The organism is Buttiauxella sp. BIGb0552 (genome assembly GCF_004366275.1).
GTDB classification, from domain to species: Bacteria; Pseudomonadota; Gammaproteobacteria; order Enterobacterales; family Enterobacteriaceae; genus Buttiauxella; species Buttiauxella gaviniae.
On sequence record NZ_SODY01000006.1, the window covers coordinates 337,772 to 350,194 of the forward strand.

The following is a 12,423-nucleotide window of genomic DNA, read 5'->3' on the forward strand; positions in this document are numbered from 1 at the left end:
CATATGAATTTTATCAACCCTTGTTAAACCGTTCGTCGCGCCCGTGAGGCTCATTCAAATCCTGAGCGGGACCAATGGAAATAATCCCGGTAGGGTTAATGGTTTTATGGCTGCGGTAGTAATGGTGGCGGATATGCCCGAAGTCGACAGTTTCAGCGATGCCCGGCATTTGGTAGATATCACGCAAGAATCCGTACACATTCAGGTAATCACTAATGCGGTGTTTGTCGCATTTAAAGTGGGTGACATATACCGGGTCGAAACGCACCAGTGTGGTCCACAAACGAATATCCGCTTCGGTAAGCTGGTCGCCAGTTAAATATCGATGTTGCCCGAGGATCTGCTCAACGCGTGCCAGAGACTCGAATACTTTGGTGACAGCTTCATCGTAAGCTTCTTGAGACGTGGCAAAACCGGCTTTATATACGCCGTTATTAATGCTGTCGTAAATCCAGCTATTTAGCTCATCAATCTGGCTACGTAATGCCGTCGGGTAATAATCCCCAGCGCGAGCACCCTGCGCATCAAACGAGGAATTGAGCATACGGATGATTTCAGCGGATTCGTTACTGACGATAGTCTGCGTTTTCTTATCCCATAAAACAGGTACGGTAACGCGCCCGGTGTAATCTGAGTCAGCTTGTAAATAGAGCTGATAGAGATATTCATGCTGATATAAGCCATCACCGGTAGCGTTTGGGAAATCATCATCAAACGTCCAGCCATCCTGCAACATGAGCGGGTGAACCACAGAAACAGAGATAAAAGATTCGAGGCCTTTTAACGCACGCAAGATTAATGTGCGATGAGCCCAGGGGCAGGCGAGTGAAACATAGAGATGGTAGCGATCCTTCTCGGCAGCAAAACCACCTTTACCGGTTGGGCCGGGTTCACCATCCGCCGTCAACCAGTTGCGAAAAGCTGACTCTGAGCGTTTGAAACTGCCGCCAGTGGATTTGGTGTCGTACCAGACATCGTGCCAGACGCCATCAATTAATTGTCCCATTTCATTCTCCTCGTGAGCCTTAAAAACAAAAAAGCGAAGGTATTAACCTTCGCTTTTACTTCTAATCAGTATAGAAGCCTTACCAGTTTTTCTTCAGAATGCGGTCGATGCTGTATGCACCTGGTCCGAAGATAGCCAGCAACAGGTAGCCACCGGCGATGGTGAAGTTCTTCATAAACATGGTTGAGTTCATGCCCTGGCTGAAATCACCGTGGAACAAGAACGCTGTCAGAATCGTGAACACTGCGGTGATAATTGCTGTGGTGCGAGTAAAGAAACCGAACAGAATCGCCAGGCCGCCACCAAACTCAAGCAGAATGGTCAATGGCAGCAAGAACCCAGGAACACCCATCGCTTCCATATATTGTTGAGTGCCGGCATAACCGTTAATTTTGCCCCAACCTGCAACGATGAACAGAATCGGCATCAGGACACGAGCTAACAGAACACCTGCATCATCTAATTTTTTCATTTTACTCTCCAGCGAATCTCTTGTGGGTGCTATCAGCCCAGGGATGTTTGTCTTTGCAGTTTCCGGTAGTTACCGGTGACTGCGGTTGATGGAGAGGATAATAGACGTGACGTTAAGGGATTGTTAGCAAGGAAAACTGTCGATGTTTTTCAATATTACTGATTAATAAAAACGCCGCCTATTCAGGCGGCGTTGGGTACTAATGCGATTGCGGCTGTATTGTGTTGCGAATCAGGCGCCATGTACTCCAGGCACCTAGCCCGCGCCTTGCCCAGCGCATCAGGAAGCTTGGATGGCGCACTGTCCAGATAGCCATAACGCTGCTGGCGACAACTGCGTACCGGCGTAGGCTAATCAATGTGTTCCAGCTTCTGTCATAAGTCGCTGTCACTTCAAGCCAGTCGCGCTTGCTTGCACTTAAATCCAGCCGTTGTTGTTGAATCTGGCTGAGTAAAAATGCTTTGCGTTTATCTAGCTCGCGTTTGCTCATAGTTTGTCATCTTCCAGCAACGAGCGGTCGTTTTCGAGCTCGCGACGAGTATGGCGCAGCAAGGTGGATTGACGCGATTTACGCAGAGTCCAGATACCACCGATGAAAGCCAGACCCAACAAAACGACTGTTGTCGCGATCATGGCGTTCAGGCGGTATTGCGGCTCGACGGCCCAGAAAACCAGCACCACAAGACTCATTAAGCCAAATGCAGCAAACAGCATGGTTAACCCAAGCATCAGCAGTAACTGGATGAGATGTGCTTTCTCCTCTTCCAGTTCCACTACTGCAAGCCGCACACGCGTTTCCACCATCCCAACGATGATAGTGACAAGGCGCTGGCCAATGCCAAGGACGCCTTTACCTGGACCTTGAGGTTGATGGGATTCAGGCATAATTAACGACGCGTCAGCAGAACACCGAGTACGACGCCAATCGCCGCCCCAATGCCAACACCGGTCCATGGATTTTCACGCACATAGTCGTCAGCTTTCGCGGCGGCTTCACGGGTTTGTTTAGCAATAACATCACCGGTATCACCCAAGCGTACACGGCTTTCTTTCAGTGCTTTTTCAGCTTTACCACGCAGCTTTTCAAGTTCGGATTTTGACTTATCCGTCGATGCACTCAGCACCTCTTCAAGGGTGTCTGCCAGGGATTTCAACTCAGCGCGCAAATGTTCTGATGTAGTATCTTTTGACATGGTTCTCTCCAGGTGTTTGAGGTTGATCCTTGAACTTAGTAATCACGAGCCTGCAAAGTTTTCAGCTCGTGTTCAGCTTCAGCCAGTTTCTGTTCCCGTTTTGAAATTTTATCAGCATCGCCTTTTTCGCGAGCTTCCTTAAGATCTGCTTTCCGCTCGTTGATTTCAGCTTTTTGTTCGTTGATTTTTTTCTTGTGAGCCGCGCGTAAACTGCTATCGGTGCAGTTAGAGCGAACTTCTTTCAACGCTTTGTTAAGCCCATCGACACGGCTTTGATTCTGGTGTTTCTCCGCATAGCCAATTTCTCGCTGAATATCCTGCTCTTTTTCACTGCACAGCGAGCTAGCATGCGCTGCGGACGTCAGAGACAATAGGGCGATAGCCAATACGGTACGATAGTTCATGATAGACCTTCCATTGTGAATGCACGTTTATACCCTTCATACTTCAAGCCGTTGGGGGACTGCATTTACTCACCCCGCATATGGCTGCAACTCGAATTATTTAGGGTTTAACCTACACATAGAATCCAGAAATTATACGAATATGATGATTTGTAGCGATTTATATCAAAACAAGCATAGTCAGAAATCGAGTAAAAACCCAATCCCCGTTAGCAAATTAGGATTGCAGGAAAGGGTTAACCGATGCGGATATTTTCGTTGAGCACACGCGTAAGCCATGTGCTGGCGCTGTCATCTTCATCTTGCTGGGCGATGACGTAGCCATGCGGCAGCGTTTTATACAATACGGCTTTAGCCGCCTCGCTTTGCGCACTCGAATCAAACTTTATCAATAACGAATTGTTGTCAGGCGTAATACTTTTAAAGCGAATGCCGTTGGCATCAAGGTGATGCCAGACATAAAACCCGTCAGGCATGCTGATGCCTTGTTGGCTGGAGCGAATCTCAAGTGTGGACTCAGTGCGCTGCATTCCCGACCATATCAGTATCGAGGCTGCGGCAATTGCGCCAATCAACATCGTGGCCCTTAGGCCACGAAAAAAATGTGTTTTCATCGTTATCCCTCTTAACTGCGGTTACCGTATTTTTTACGCCAAAGCACAATCAACGAACCGATCAGACCAATTACCAATAACACGACTGGTAGCAGCATCAGGCAGGACATCAATGCATCTTCATATTTCAGGAATACCGGCGTTTTACCGAGCAGATATCCTAGCGTGGTGAGGATTAGTACCCATAACAGGCCGCTCATCCAGTTGAAGAACTGGAAACGCGCATTGTTCAGACCAGATAAACCAGCAATAGTTGGTAACAGGGTACGAACAAAAGCAATGAAGCGACCAATCAGTAATGCAGACAAGCCATGTTTATGGAACAGGTTGTGTGCACGCTGGTGATAATGCGCGGGAAGATGCGATAGCCAGTTCTGCACTATTCGCGTGTTACCAAGCCAACGCCCTTGAATATAACTAAGCCAGCAGCCGAGGCTTGCGGCGGTTGTCAGTAAAAGTAGAGTTTCCGGAAAACCCATTGCCCCTTTGGCAATCAGCACACCGACCAAAACTAACAAACTATCGCCGGGTAGGAAGGCTGCGGGCAGAAGGCCGTTTTCAAGGAATAAAATCATGAACAAGACGAAATAAAGCATGCCAATCATTCCTGGATTGGCGAGCGTTTCAAAATCCTGGCTCCAGAGAGCGTTCAACAGTTGCGAGAGAAGTTCCATTCAGTGTTCCTGGCACATCGGTTAAGACCGCTGATCAAAGTCAGCCTGGTAGAACGCGGCTTGATGTATTTATGCTTGGTGTAGTTGCCGCCTACAATCCACAGCTCATTACCCATACGCGCCACAACTCCGTGTGAATGCGACTGGGTAGGTTATTAGCAAAGCTAACACCGACAGTGAAATTGCATCTAATTGTAACAAAGCTCTGTCTAATGCGTCACAGTATTTGCGCTTTGTTGAGGATTGATTTTGATGACTCGCTGAGGGGCTGGCGAGGGTATTTACAAACGCTGACACTATTGGTTGGTTTGCTTACCCTCGCGCGGGAAAATAACTATTTTTGACCGTTTGCGGCAGTATCGAGATGAATGACCGGATTATCTGCAAATAAGTAGCGATCGGCGTTAAATTCGAAATCATCGCTGGTCGCATCAAAGAGCATCTGTTTGGTATTTTCCAGATGTTGCCACATCGCCAGTTTAGCGGCATGTGGATCTTTACGAATCAGTGCCTTAAGAATTTGGTCGTGGTCTTCACACCAGTTGTCCACAGTGCGTTTATCAATGTGCTCGTGAAGTTTTTTCCAGTATGGGTTGTGGATACGTTGGCTCCACATTTTTTCCACAATAGCGGCAAGCGCACTGTTTTGTGAGGCCAGCGCGACTTGAGTGTGGAAATGAAGGTCCCACTCGGAATCACGGAAACTTTCCTCGTTACGCGCCATTTCCTGAATTTCCATCAGTTTGACGATATCTTGCTTGGTCACCTGAGTGGCCGCAAATTCCGCGATATTACTTTCAATCAACTGGCGAGCTTGCAGCAGCTCAAATGGCCCAAAACTTGCGAACTCAAATTGTTCATCAGGAAGGTTGGTGTACTTCGCCTGATTGGCGATTACGTGGATGCCAGAGCCTTTACGTACTTCAACGTAGCCTTCCACTTCCAGCATAATAATCGCTTCACGAACTACAGTGCGGCTCACGTTCTTTTCTTCAGCAATAAAGCGCTCTGCCGGGAGTTTTTCCCCAACCAGATAAACACCGTTTTCGATGCGTTGTTTAAGTTCAGCTGCCAATTGCTGATAAAGACGACGTGGTTCCATAACTTCCATCTGTAGCTCCGGGAAAGGTCCTGCGGGTAACCTTATTTGTTATACCACTTTTCAAAGTTTGGCTCCACATTCTAGATACACAAAAGCCGCCCGTGGGCGGCTTTGTAAACAAATTTGAGACACCGATTATGCTATTGCTTGCTTCGCTTTTTTCGAGTCGTTCAACTCACTGATTGGTTTGTTTTGCAGCACGGTCCAGATAACGATAGCGCCGAGGATATCGAATACTGCCAGTGCAGCGAACAGTGGGCTGAAGCCAAGGGTATCTGCCAGTGCGCCTACAACCAGAGCAAACATGGTGCTCGCAGTCCAGGCAGCCATACCGGTCAAGCCATTCGCCGTTGCCACTTCGTTGCGACCGAACACGTCAGAAGACAGAGTGATCAGAGCACCAGACAGTGACTGGTGAGCAAAGCCGCCAACACACAGCAGAGCGATTGCAACGTACGGGCTGGTGAACAGGCCGATAGTACCTGGAGCAATCATCAGAATCGCACCCATGGTCACAACCAGTTTACGAGAAACAATCAGGTTCACACCGAATACGCGTTGGAAGATTGGTGGCAGGTAGCCGCCAACGATACAACCCAGGTCAGCAAACAGCATTGGCATCCAGGCAAACATCGCGATGTGCTTCAGGTCAAAGCCGTAAGCTTTAAACATGAACAATGGGATCCATGCGTTGAAAGTACCCCAGGCTGGTTCAGCAAGGAAACGTGGCAGAGCAATACCCCAGAACTGACGGTTTTGCAGGATTTTCCAGGCGCTCATTTTTTTGCTGTTGTTAGTCTGGTGATGCGCTTCCTGGCCACCGATGATGTATTCACGTTCTTCTTCAGACAGGCGTTTCTGATCGCGTGGGTGTTTGTAGAAAATCAACCAGCACATCGCCCATGCAAAGCTCAGCACACCGGAGATGATGAAAGCCATCTGCCAGCTGTGCATCACAATCGCCCAAACCACTAATGGTGGAGCAATCATGCCGCCGATAGAGGAACCTACGTTGAAGTAACCAACGGCGATTGAGCGCTCTTTAGCCGGGAACCATTCGCTACTGGCTTTCAGGCCAGCTGGAATCATAGCCGCTTCAGCAGCACCAACGGCACCACGAGCGATTGCCAGACCACCCCAACTTCCCGCAAGTGCAGTTGCACCACAGAAAATTGCCCATGCGACAGCAAAGAATGCGTAGCCCACTTTCGTACCCAGAACATCAAGCGCGTAACCTGCAACAGGCTGCATGATGGTGTAGCAAGCTGAGTAAGCAGCGATAATGTAGGAATACTGCTGAGTGGAAATATGCAGCTCTGCCATCAAAGTCGGTGCAGCAGCCGCAATCGTATTACGTGTCAGATAACCCAGTATGGTACCCATGGTTACCAGGGCTATCATGTACCAGCGCAAGCCTTGAATCTTTCGCATTTTGAATTTCATCCCGTCTTATAAACAACCGCACATCATGCGGTCGTACGTCCGGCACTGCTGCCAGAGCGTTTGTTCTATTAAGGGGTTCATATCCGGGGGGTATCACCCGGTACGACCCGTACCTTGCCATATGTAAAAAACTGCCTGTGGCAATTCCGGTTTCCGTACCGTGATGCGCTGTTATTGATATCAGCGTCTGAAGTAATTCCATTACATCTGTATTGCGACGGCAGAAAGATAACTTGTCATACAGCTTCAAAAGTTGAGTGATATCACAAAAGTGTCGATCAGCTCACTCCAAGGGGGTAGGGGCTTGCAGGCCAGAACTGGCGCGGGATGCGGCTTTGTTTTAAACACAATATTAACAATAAAAGTGTGGTTTTTGTGACGGATACCACAAAAATCCACTCGGCCTCCAGAAATTGGTGTGATAACTTTATTTGCATTATGCGCAAGCATCGAACTGCTATGAACAGAGGAACCCTACAATGGCCCAGTTTATGACTGAAGATTTTCTGCTTGATACCGAATTTGCCCGCCGTTTGTATCATGAGTTTGCAGCCGACCAGCCTATTTTCGACTATCATTGCCACTTACAGCCACAGCAAGTCGCTGAAGATTACCGCTTCAAAAACCTGTATGACATCTGGTTAAAAGGCGATCACTACAAGTGGCGTGGAATGCGTGCTAACGGTGTGGAAGAGCGTTTGTGTACTGGTGATGCGTCTGACCGCGAGAAGTTCGATGCCTGGGCTGCAACTGTTCCGCACACTATCGGGAACCCGCTGTATCACTGGACTCACCTCGAACTGCGTCGTCCATTCGGTATCACTGGCAAACTGTTGTCTCCAACAACGGCTGATGAAATCTGGAACGAATGTAATGAACTGCTGGCTCAGGACAACTTCTCTGCGCGCGGCATCATGAAGCAGATGAACGTGAAAATGGTCGGTACGACTGATGACCCAATTGACGATCTGCGTTTCCACCGCCAAATCGCGCTCGACGCGTTTGAAACCAAAGTGCTGCCAAGCTGGCGCCCGGATAAAGCGTTCAACATTGAACAAGCTACTTTTGCTGAGTACATGGGCAAACTGGCTGAAGTGTCTGATACCGACATTCGCCGTTTCTCTGATCTGCAAACTGCACTGAACAAGCGCCTGGATCACTTTGCTGAACATGGTTGTAAAGTTTCCGACCACGCATTAGACGTGGTGCTGTTCGCCGAAGCTGACGAAGCGACTCTGGATGGCATCCTTGCGCGTCGTCTTTCTGGTGAAACCCCAAGCGAGCACGAAGTTGCACAGTTCAAAACTGCGGTTCTGGTTTGGCTGGCTGCGGAATATACCCGTCGCGGTTGGGTTCAGCAGTACCACATTGGTGCGCTGCGTAACAACAACCTGCGCCAGTTCAAACTGCTGGGACCTGATGTGGGCTTTGACTCCATCAACGACCGTCCAATGGCTGAAGAACTTTCTCGCCTGCTCAGCAAGCAAAACGAAAACAACGAACTGCCAAAAACAATTCTGTACTGCCTGAACCCACGCGATAACGAAGTGTTGGGCACCATGATTGGCAACTTCCAGGGCGAAGGTATGCCAGGAAAAATGCAGTTTGGTTCCGGTTGGTGGTTCAACGACCAGAAAGATGGCATGGAGCGTCAAATGACGCAGTTGGCGCAACTGGGTCTGCTGAGCCGTTTCGTTGGCATGCTGACTGACAGCCGTAGCTTCCTGTCATACACCCGCCACGAATACTTCCGTCGCATCCTGTGCCAAATGATTGGCCGTTGGGTTGAAGCGGGCGAAGCTCCAGCTGACATCAATCTGCTGGGCCAAATGGTGGAAAACATCTGCTTTAACAACGCCCGAGACTACTTTGGCATTGAACTGAACTAATCAGGCTCTGAGGTTGATATGCAATACATTAAGATCCATACGCAAGATAACGTCGCTGTTGCGTTAGTGGACCTGGCTGAAGGTGAAGTGGTTACCGTTGAAGGTGTAGAGGTGACTCTGCGCCAGCCGGTGCTTCGTGGCCATAAATTTGCGCTGGTTACCATTGCGCAAGGTGAGAACGTCGTTAAATACGGTTTACCAATTGGCCATGCTTTGGCAACGATTGAAGCCGGTGAGCACATTCACTCACACAATGCGCGTACGAATCTGAACGATCTGGATGAGTATAGCTATCAACCTGATTTCCAGTCTCTGGCAAGCCAGGCTGCGGACCGCGATGTGAGCGTTTACCGTCGTGAAAACGGCTCAGTAGGCGTGCGCAACGAGTTGTGGATCCTGCCAACCGTGGGCTGTGTAAACGGCATCGCGCGTCAGATCCAGAACCGTTTCCTGAAACAGAATCACGACGCCGAAGATATTGACGGCGTGTTTCTGTTCAGCCATCCGTTCGGTTGTTCACAGCTGGGTGAAGATCACGTTAACACCCGTACCATGCTGCAAAACATGGTGCATCACCCAAATGCGGGTGCGGTGCTGGTGATTGGCCTGGGTTGTGAAAACAACCAGGTGAGCGCCTTCCGTGAAACGCTGGGTGAGTACGATGAATCCCGCGTGAAGTTTATGGTTTGCCAACAGCAAGACGATGAAGTTGAAGCCGGCCTTGAGCAACTGCAAGAGCTGTACGAAGTCATGCGTCACGACAAACGTGAACCTGGTAAAATCAGCGAACTGAAGTTCGGCCTTGAGTGCGGCGGTTCCGATGGCCTGTCTGGCATCACCGCGAACCCAATGTTGGGCCGTTTCTCTGACTTTATGGTGGCTAACGGCGGCACAACTGTGCTGACAGAAGTCCCGGAAATGTTTGGTGCTGAACGCATTCTGATGAGCCACTGCCGCGATGAAGCAACGTTTGAAAAAACCGTCACCATGGTGAACGATTTCAAACAGTACTTCATCGAACACAACCAGCCGATCTACGAGAACCCATCACCAGGGAACAAAGCTGGCGGTATCACCACGCTCGAAGAAAAATCCCTCGGCTGTACGCAAAAAGCCGGTGAGAGCGAGGTTGTCGATGTCCTGCGTTATGGCGAGCGCCTGAAAACGCCTGGCCTGAACTTGTTAAGCGCACCGGGTAACGATGCGGTTGCTACCAGTGCATTGGCTGGAGCAGGTTGCCATATGGTGCTGTTCAGCACCGGTCGTGGCACACCATACGGCGGTTTTGTGCCAACAGTTAAAATCGCAACCAACAGTGAACTGGCCACTAAAAAGCCGCACTGGATTGATTTTGACGCAGGCAAACTGCTGCACGGCAGCGACATGAATACACTGCTGACAGAGTTTATCGACACTATTGTTGATATCGCTAACGGCAAAAAGACCTGTAATGAACGTAATGATTTCCGCGAATTAGCCATCTTTAAGAGCGGCGTTACGTTGTAAATAGCGTCTCAGGTGCTACCATGAAACGGCATTTTGATATTCGAAATGCCGTTTTTTTTCGCCTCGTTTTTACTCACAAGGATTTGTCATGACCGCGTATTGGGTTGCCCAGGGCGTCGGGGTTCTCGCCTTTGTGGTTGGTATTACCACGTTCATTAACCGCGACGAGCGGCGCTTCAAGCTACAACTGGCGGGTTACAGCGCCATCATCGGTATTCACTTCTTCTTGATGGGCGCCAGCCCGGCAGGCATGAGTGCTGAACTCAACGCAATCCGTACCGTTATCTCCCTGCGTACGCGGAGCCTATGGGTGATGAGCATTTTCATTGCGTTAACACTGGGTTTGGGTCTGGCTAAATTTAACCATGCGATGGAATTACTGCCGATTGCCGGAACCGTAGCCAGTACCTGGGCATTATTCCGCTGCAAAGGGCTAACCACTCGTTGTGTGATGTGGTGCTCCACGGCTTGTTGGGTGACACATAATTTCTGGCTAGGGTCGATTGGCGGAACGTTAATCGAAGGGAGTTTTCTGGTGATGAACGGCCTGAATATCATTCGTTTCTGGCGGATGCAACGGCGGGGCATTGACCCGTTTAAGGTTGAAAAAGAGGTCCAGCAACAAGAGGGATAACTCCCCGCCACGAAGGGCAGGGAGCTTTGAGTATTAACCGCGTAACGGATTATTGTCTGCCAGACGTGCATCTTCTGCCTGGCAAGCCGCTGCGGTAAACAGCACGTCGGTAGAGGAGTTCAGTGCGGTTTCGCAAGAATCCTGCAACACGCCGATGATAAAGCCGACTGCAACCACCTGCATGGCAATCTCATTCGGTATGCCAAACATGCCGCATGCCAGTGGGATCAGCAGCAGCGAACCACCTGCCACACCAGAAGCTCCGCAAGCACACAACGACGCCACCACACTTAGCAGCAGTGCGGTTGGTAAATCAACTGGCACGCCCAGAGTGTTCACCGCAGCCAGCGTCAGCACGGTAATAGTGATTGCTGCACCCGCCATGTTGATGGTTGCGCCCAATGGGATGGAAACCGAGTAAGTATCGCGATCCAGATTCAGCTTCTCACAAAGCGCCATGTTCACCGGAATGTTAGCCGCAGAACTACGGGTGAAGAAAGCAGTTACGCCGCTCTCACGCAGGCAAGCGAACACCAGTGGGTACGGGTTGCGACGGATTTTTACGAACACCAGCAGTGGGTTGATGACAAGCGCCACGCCGAACATACAGCCAACCAATACCAGCAACAGTTGTGCGTAGCTCCACAGCGTTTCAAAGCCCGTCGTTGCAAGTGTTGATGCCACCAGACCGAAAATACCGATTGGGGCGAAGCGAATCACGACACGAACGATGAACGTCACCGCATCAGAAACATCATTAATCAGGTTTTTAGTGCTTTCATTCCCGTGGCGCAGAGCAAAGCCCAGACCCACAGCCCACACCAGAATCCCGATGTAGTTGGCTTTCAGCAATGCATCAATGGGGTTAGAAACCATGCTCAGCAACAGGCCGCGCAGAACTTCCACAATGCCTGATGGTGGCGTGATATCGGTAGCGCCGGTCACCAGATGCAAGGTAGAAGGGAACACGAAACTGACAACCACAGCAGTTAACGCGGCAGTGAATGTTCCCAGAAGATAGAGCACCAGAATCGGACGGATGCTGGTTTTCTGGCCGTGCTTATGGTTCGCGATAGATGCCATCACCAGCATCAGAACCAGAACCGGTGCGACAGCTTTCAGTGCCCCAACGAATAATGTCCCGAGCAGACCGACGGCGATTGCCGCAGTTTTTGAAATTGCCGCCAGTGCGATACCCAGCACCAGTCCGATCAGAATTTGTTTGACCAGACTGCCTTGTGCCAGGCGTTTAAGAATACCCGGAGATTGTGTAGCCATGAATAACCTTCCTGTGTTGTATGTCGTCCCATCCTGTGTCTGTACTCTGAGGTACTTTTCTGACCGGATGTAAAGAAATGTATTTGCCTGGCCGAGTATAAGGAAATGTCGCAAGGTAGTAAGTAGTAATCACTGATTATTTCGGTGCAGGCTAGATTTTATAACCAAATATTAACAAATATGTGACATTAGCAACACTTCGTACAGT

14 protein-coding genes are annotated in these 12,423 nt (G+C 49.7%); 3 read left to right on the top strand and 11 right to left on the bottom strand.

Going from position 1 to position 12,423, the window contains the following annotated elements; translation table 11 throughout:
* Positions 1 to 13: 13 nt before the first annotated feature.
* The 10 genes from EDF88_RS18725 to EDF88_RS18770 all read right to left on the bottom strand — a co-directional run bounded on the left by EDF88_RS18725 (position 14) and on the right by EDF88_RS18770 (position 6,896).
* Positions 14 to 1,006 carry a glutathione S-transferase family protein gene (locus EDF88_RS18725; protein WP_134186356.1) on the bottom strand — a complete coding sequence of 331 codons (993 nt, stop codon included), beginning with the start codon at positions 1,004 to 1,006 and terminating at the stop codon, positions 14 to 16.
* Between the two features lie 79 nt (positions 1,007 to 1,085).
* Entirely contained in the window at positions 1,086 to 1,478 is a 393-nt protein-coding gene (locus EDF88_RS18730) for a DoxX family protein (RefSeq protein WP_064515925.1), read from the bottom strand.
* 199 nt (positions 1,479 to 1,677) lie between these two features.
* A complete protein-coding gene (locus EDF88_RS18735) occupies positions 1,678 to 1,968 on the bottom strand; it encodes a YqjK-like family protein (RefSeq protein ID WP_064515928.1) in 291 nt (96 codons plus the stop codon).
* Positions 1,965 to 2,363 carry a phage holin family protein gene (locus EDF88_RS18740; protein ID WP_064515930.1) on the bottom strand — a complete coding sequence of 133 codons (399 nt, stop codon included), beginning with the start codon at positions 2,361 to 2,363 and terminating at the stop codon, positions 1,965 to 1,967. The genes EDF88_RS18735 and EDF88_RS18740 overlap by 4 nt, the downstream gene beginning before the upstream one ends.
* A gap of 2 nt (positions 2,364 to 2,365) precedes the next feature.
* On the bottom strand, positions 2,366 to 2,671 hold the full coding sequence (locus EDF88_RS18745; RefSeq protein ID WP_034461328.1) for a YqjD family protein: 306 nt from the start codon (positions 2,669 to 2,671) through the stop codon (positions 2,366 to 2,368).
* 35 nt (positions 2,672 to 2,706) lie between these two features.
* Positions 2,707 to 3,075, bottom strand: coding sequence for a DUF1090 domain-containing protein (locus EDF88_RS18750; RefSeq protein WP_064515933.1), 369 nt, complete (start codon positions 3,073 to 3,075; stop codon positions 2,707 to 2,709).
* Positions 3,076 to 3,311: 236 nt separating this feature from the next.
* Positions 3,312 to 3,689 carry an EnvZ/OmpR regulon moderator MzrA gene (mzrA, locus tag EDF88_RS18755; RefSeq protein ID WP_034461332.1) on the bottom strand — a complete coding sequence of 126 codons (378 nt, stop codon included), beginning with the start codon at positions 3,687 to 3,689 and terminating at the stop codon, positions 3,312 to 3,314.
* An 11-nt stretch (positions 3,690 to 3,700) separates the two neighbouring features.
* A complete protein-coding gene (gene yqjA, locus EDF88_RS18760; RefSeq protein WP_064515935.1) occupies positions 3,701 to 4,363 on the bottom strand; it encodes a DedA family general envelope maintenance protein YqjA in 663 nt (220 codons plus the stop codon).
* A gap of 334 nt (positions 4,364 to 4,697) precedes the next feature.
* Positions 4,698 to 5,474, bottom strand: a complete 777-nt coding sequence (gene exuR, locus EDF88_RS18765; RefSeq protein ID WP_034461334.1) for a transcriptional regulator ExuR — start codon at positions 5,472 to 5,474, stop codon at positions 4,698 to 4,700.
* Between the two features lie 126 nt (positions 5,475 to 5,600).
* On the bottom strand, positions 5,601 to 6,896 hold the full coding sequence (locus tag EDF88_RS18770; RefSeq protein WP_064515938.1) for an MFS transporter: 1,296 nt from the start codon (positions 6,894 to 6,896) through the stop codon (positions 5,601 to 5,603).
* Positions 6,897 to 7,387: 491 nt separating this feature from the next.
* On the opposite strand from EDF88_RS18770, the gene uxaC reads away from it, so the two are divergent.
* The 3 genes from uxaC to EDF88_RS18785 all read left to right on the top strand — a co-directional run bounded on the left by uxaC (position 7,388) and on the right by EDF88_RS18785 (position 10,937).
* Positions 7,388 to 8,797, top strand: coding sequence for a glucuronate isomerase (uxaC, locus tag EDF88_RS18775; protein WP_064515940.1), 1,410 nt, complete (start codon positions 7,388 to 7,390; stop codon positions 8,795 to 8,797).
* An 18-nt stretch (positions 8,798 to 8,815) separates the two neighbouring features.
* Positions 8,816 to 10,303, top strand: a complete 1,488-nt coding sequence (locus tag EDF88_RS18780) for an altronate dehydratase family protein (RefSeq protein WP_064515942.1) — start codon at positions 8,816 to 8,818, stop codon at positions 10,301 to 10,303.
* An 88-nt stretch (positions 10,304 to 10,391) separates the two neighbouring features.
* Positions 10,392 to 10,937, top strand: coding sequence for a YgjV family protein (locus tag EDF88_RS18785; protein ID WP_064515943.1), 546 nt, complete (start codon positions 10,392 to 10,394; stop codon positions 10,935 to 10,937).
* Between the two features lie 33 nt (positions 10,938 to 10,970).
* Here EDF88_RS18785 and sstT read toward each other — a convergent pair whose 3' ends face one another.
* Positions 10,971 to 12,215, bottom strand: a complete 1,245-nt coding sequence (sstT, locus tag EDF88_RS18790; RefSeq protein ID WP_134186358.1) for a serine/threonine transporter SstT — start codon at positions 12,213 to 12,215, stop codon at positions 10,971 to 10,973.
* Between the last annotated feature and the right edge of the window lie 208 nt (positions 12,216 to 12,423).

What these genes read in the sequence shown, in the direction of transcription:
- EDF88_RS18725 (WP_134186356.1), bottom strand. Translation starts at nt 1,006, where the DNA reads ATGGGACAATTAATTGATGGCGTCTGGCACGATGTCTGGTACGACACC.
- EDF88_RS18730 (WP_064515925.1), bottom strand. Translation starts at nt 1,478, where the DNA reads ATGAAAAAATTAGATGATGCAGGTGTTCTGTTAGCTCGTGTCCTGATG.
- EDF88_RS18735 (WP_064515928.1), bottom strand. Translation starts at nt 1,968, where the DNA reads ATGAGCAAACGCGAGCTAGATAAACGCAAAGCATTTTTACTCAGCCAG.
- EDF88_RS18740 (WP_064515930.1), bottom strand. Translation starts at nt 2,363, where the DNA reads ATGCCTGAATCCCATCAACCTCAAGGTCCAGGTAAAGGCGTCCTTGGC.
- EDF88_RS18745 (WP_034461328.1), bottom strand. Translation starts at nt 2,671, where the DNA reads ATGTCAAAAGATACTACATCAGAACATTTGCGCGCTGAGTTGAAATCC.
- EDF88_RS18750 (WP_064515933.1), bottom strand. Translation starts at nt 3,075, where the DNA reads ATGAACTATCGTACCGTATTGGCTATCGCCCTATTGTCTCTGACGTCC.
- mzrA (WP_034461332.1), bottom strand. Translation starts at nt 3,689, where the DNA reads ATGAAAACACATTTTTTTCGTGGCCTAAGGGCCACGATGTTGATTGGC.
- yqjA (WP_064515935.1), bottom strand. Translation starts at nt 4,363, where the DNA reads ATGGAACTTCTCTCGCAACTGTTGAACGCTCTCTGGAGCCAGGATTTT.
- exuR (WP_034461334.1), bottom strand. Translation starts at nt 5,474, where the DNA reads ATGGAAGTTATGGAACCACGTCGTCTTTATCAGCAATTGGCAGCTGAA.
- EDF88_RS18770 (WP_064515938.1), bottom strand. Translation starts at nt 6,896, where the DNA reads ATGCGAAAGATTCAAGGCTTGCGCTGGTACATGATAGCCCTGGTAACC.
- uxaC (WP_064515940.1), top strand. Translation starts at nt 7,388, where the DNA reads ATGGCCCAGTTTATGACTGAAGATTTTCTGCTTGATACCGAATTTGCC.
- EDF88_RS18780 (WP_064515942.1), top strand. Translation starts at nt 8,816, where the DNA reads ATGCAATACATTAAGATCCATACGCAAGATAACGTCGCTGTTGCGTTA.
- EDF88_RS18785 (WP_064515943.1), top strand. Translation starts at nt 10,392, where the DNA reads ATGACCGCGTATTGGGTTGCCCAGGGCGTCGGGGTTCTCGCCTTTGTG.
- sstT (WP_134186358.1), bottom strand. Translation starts at nt 12,215, where the DNA reads ATGGCTACACAATCTCCGGGTATTCTTAAACGCCTGGCACAAGGCAGT.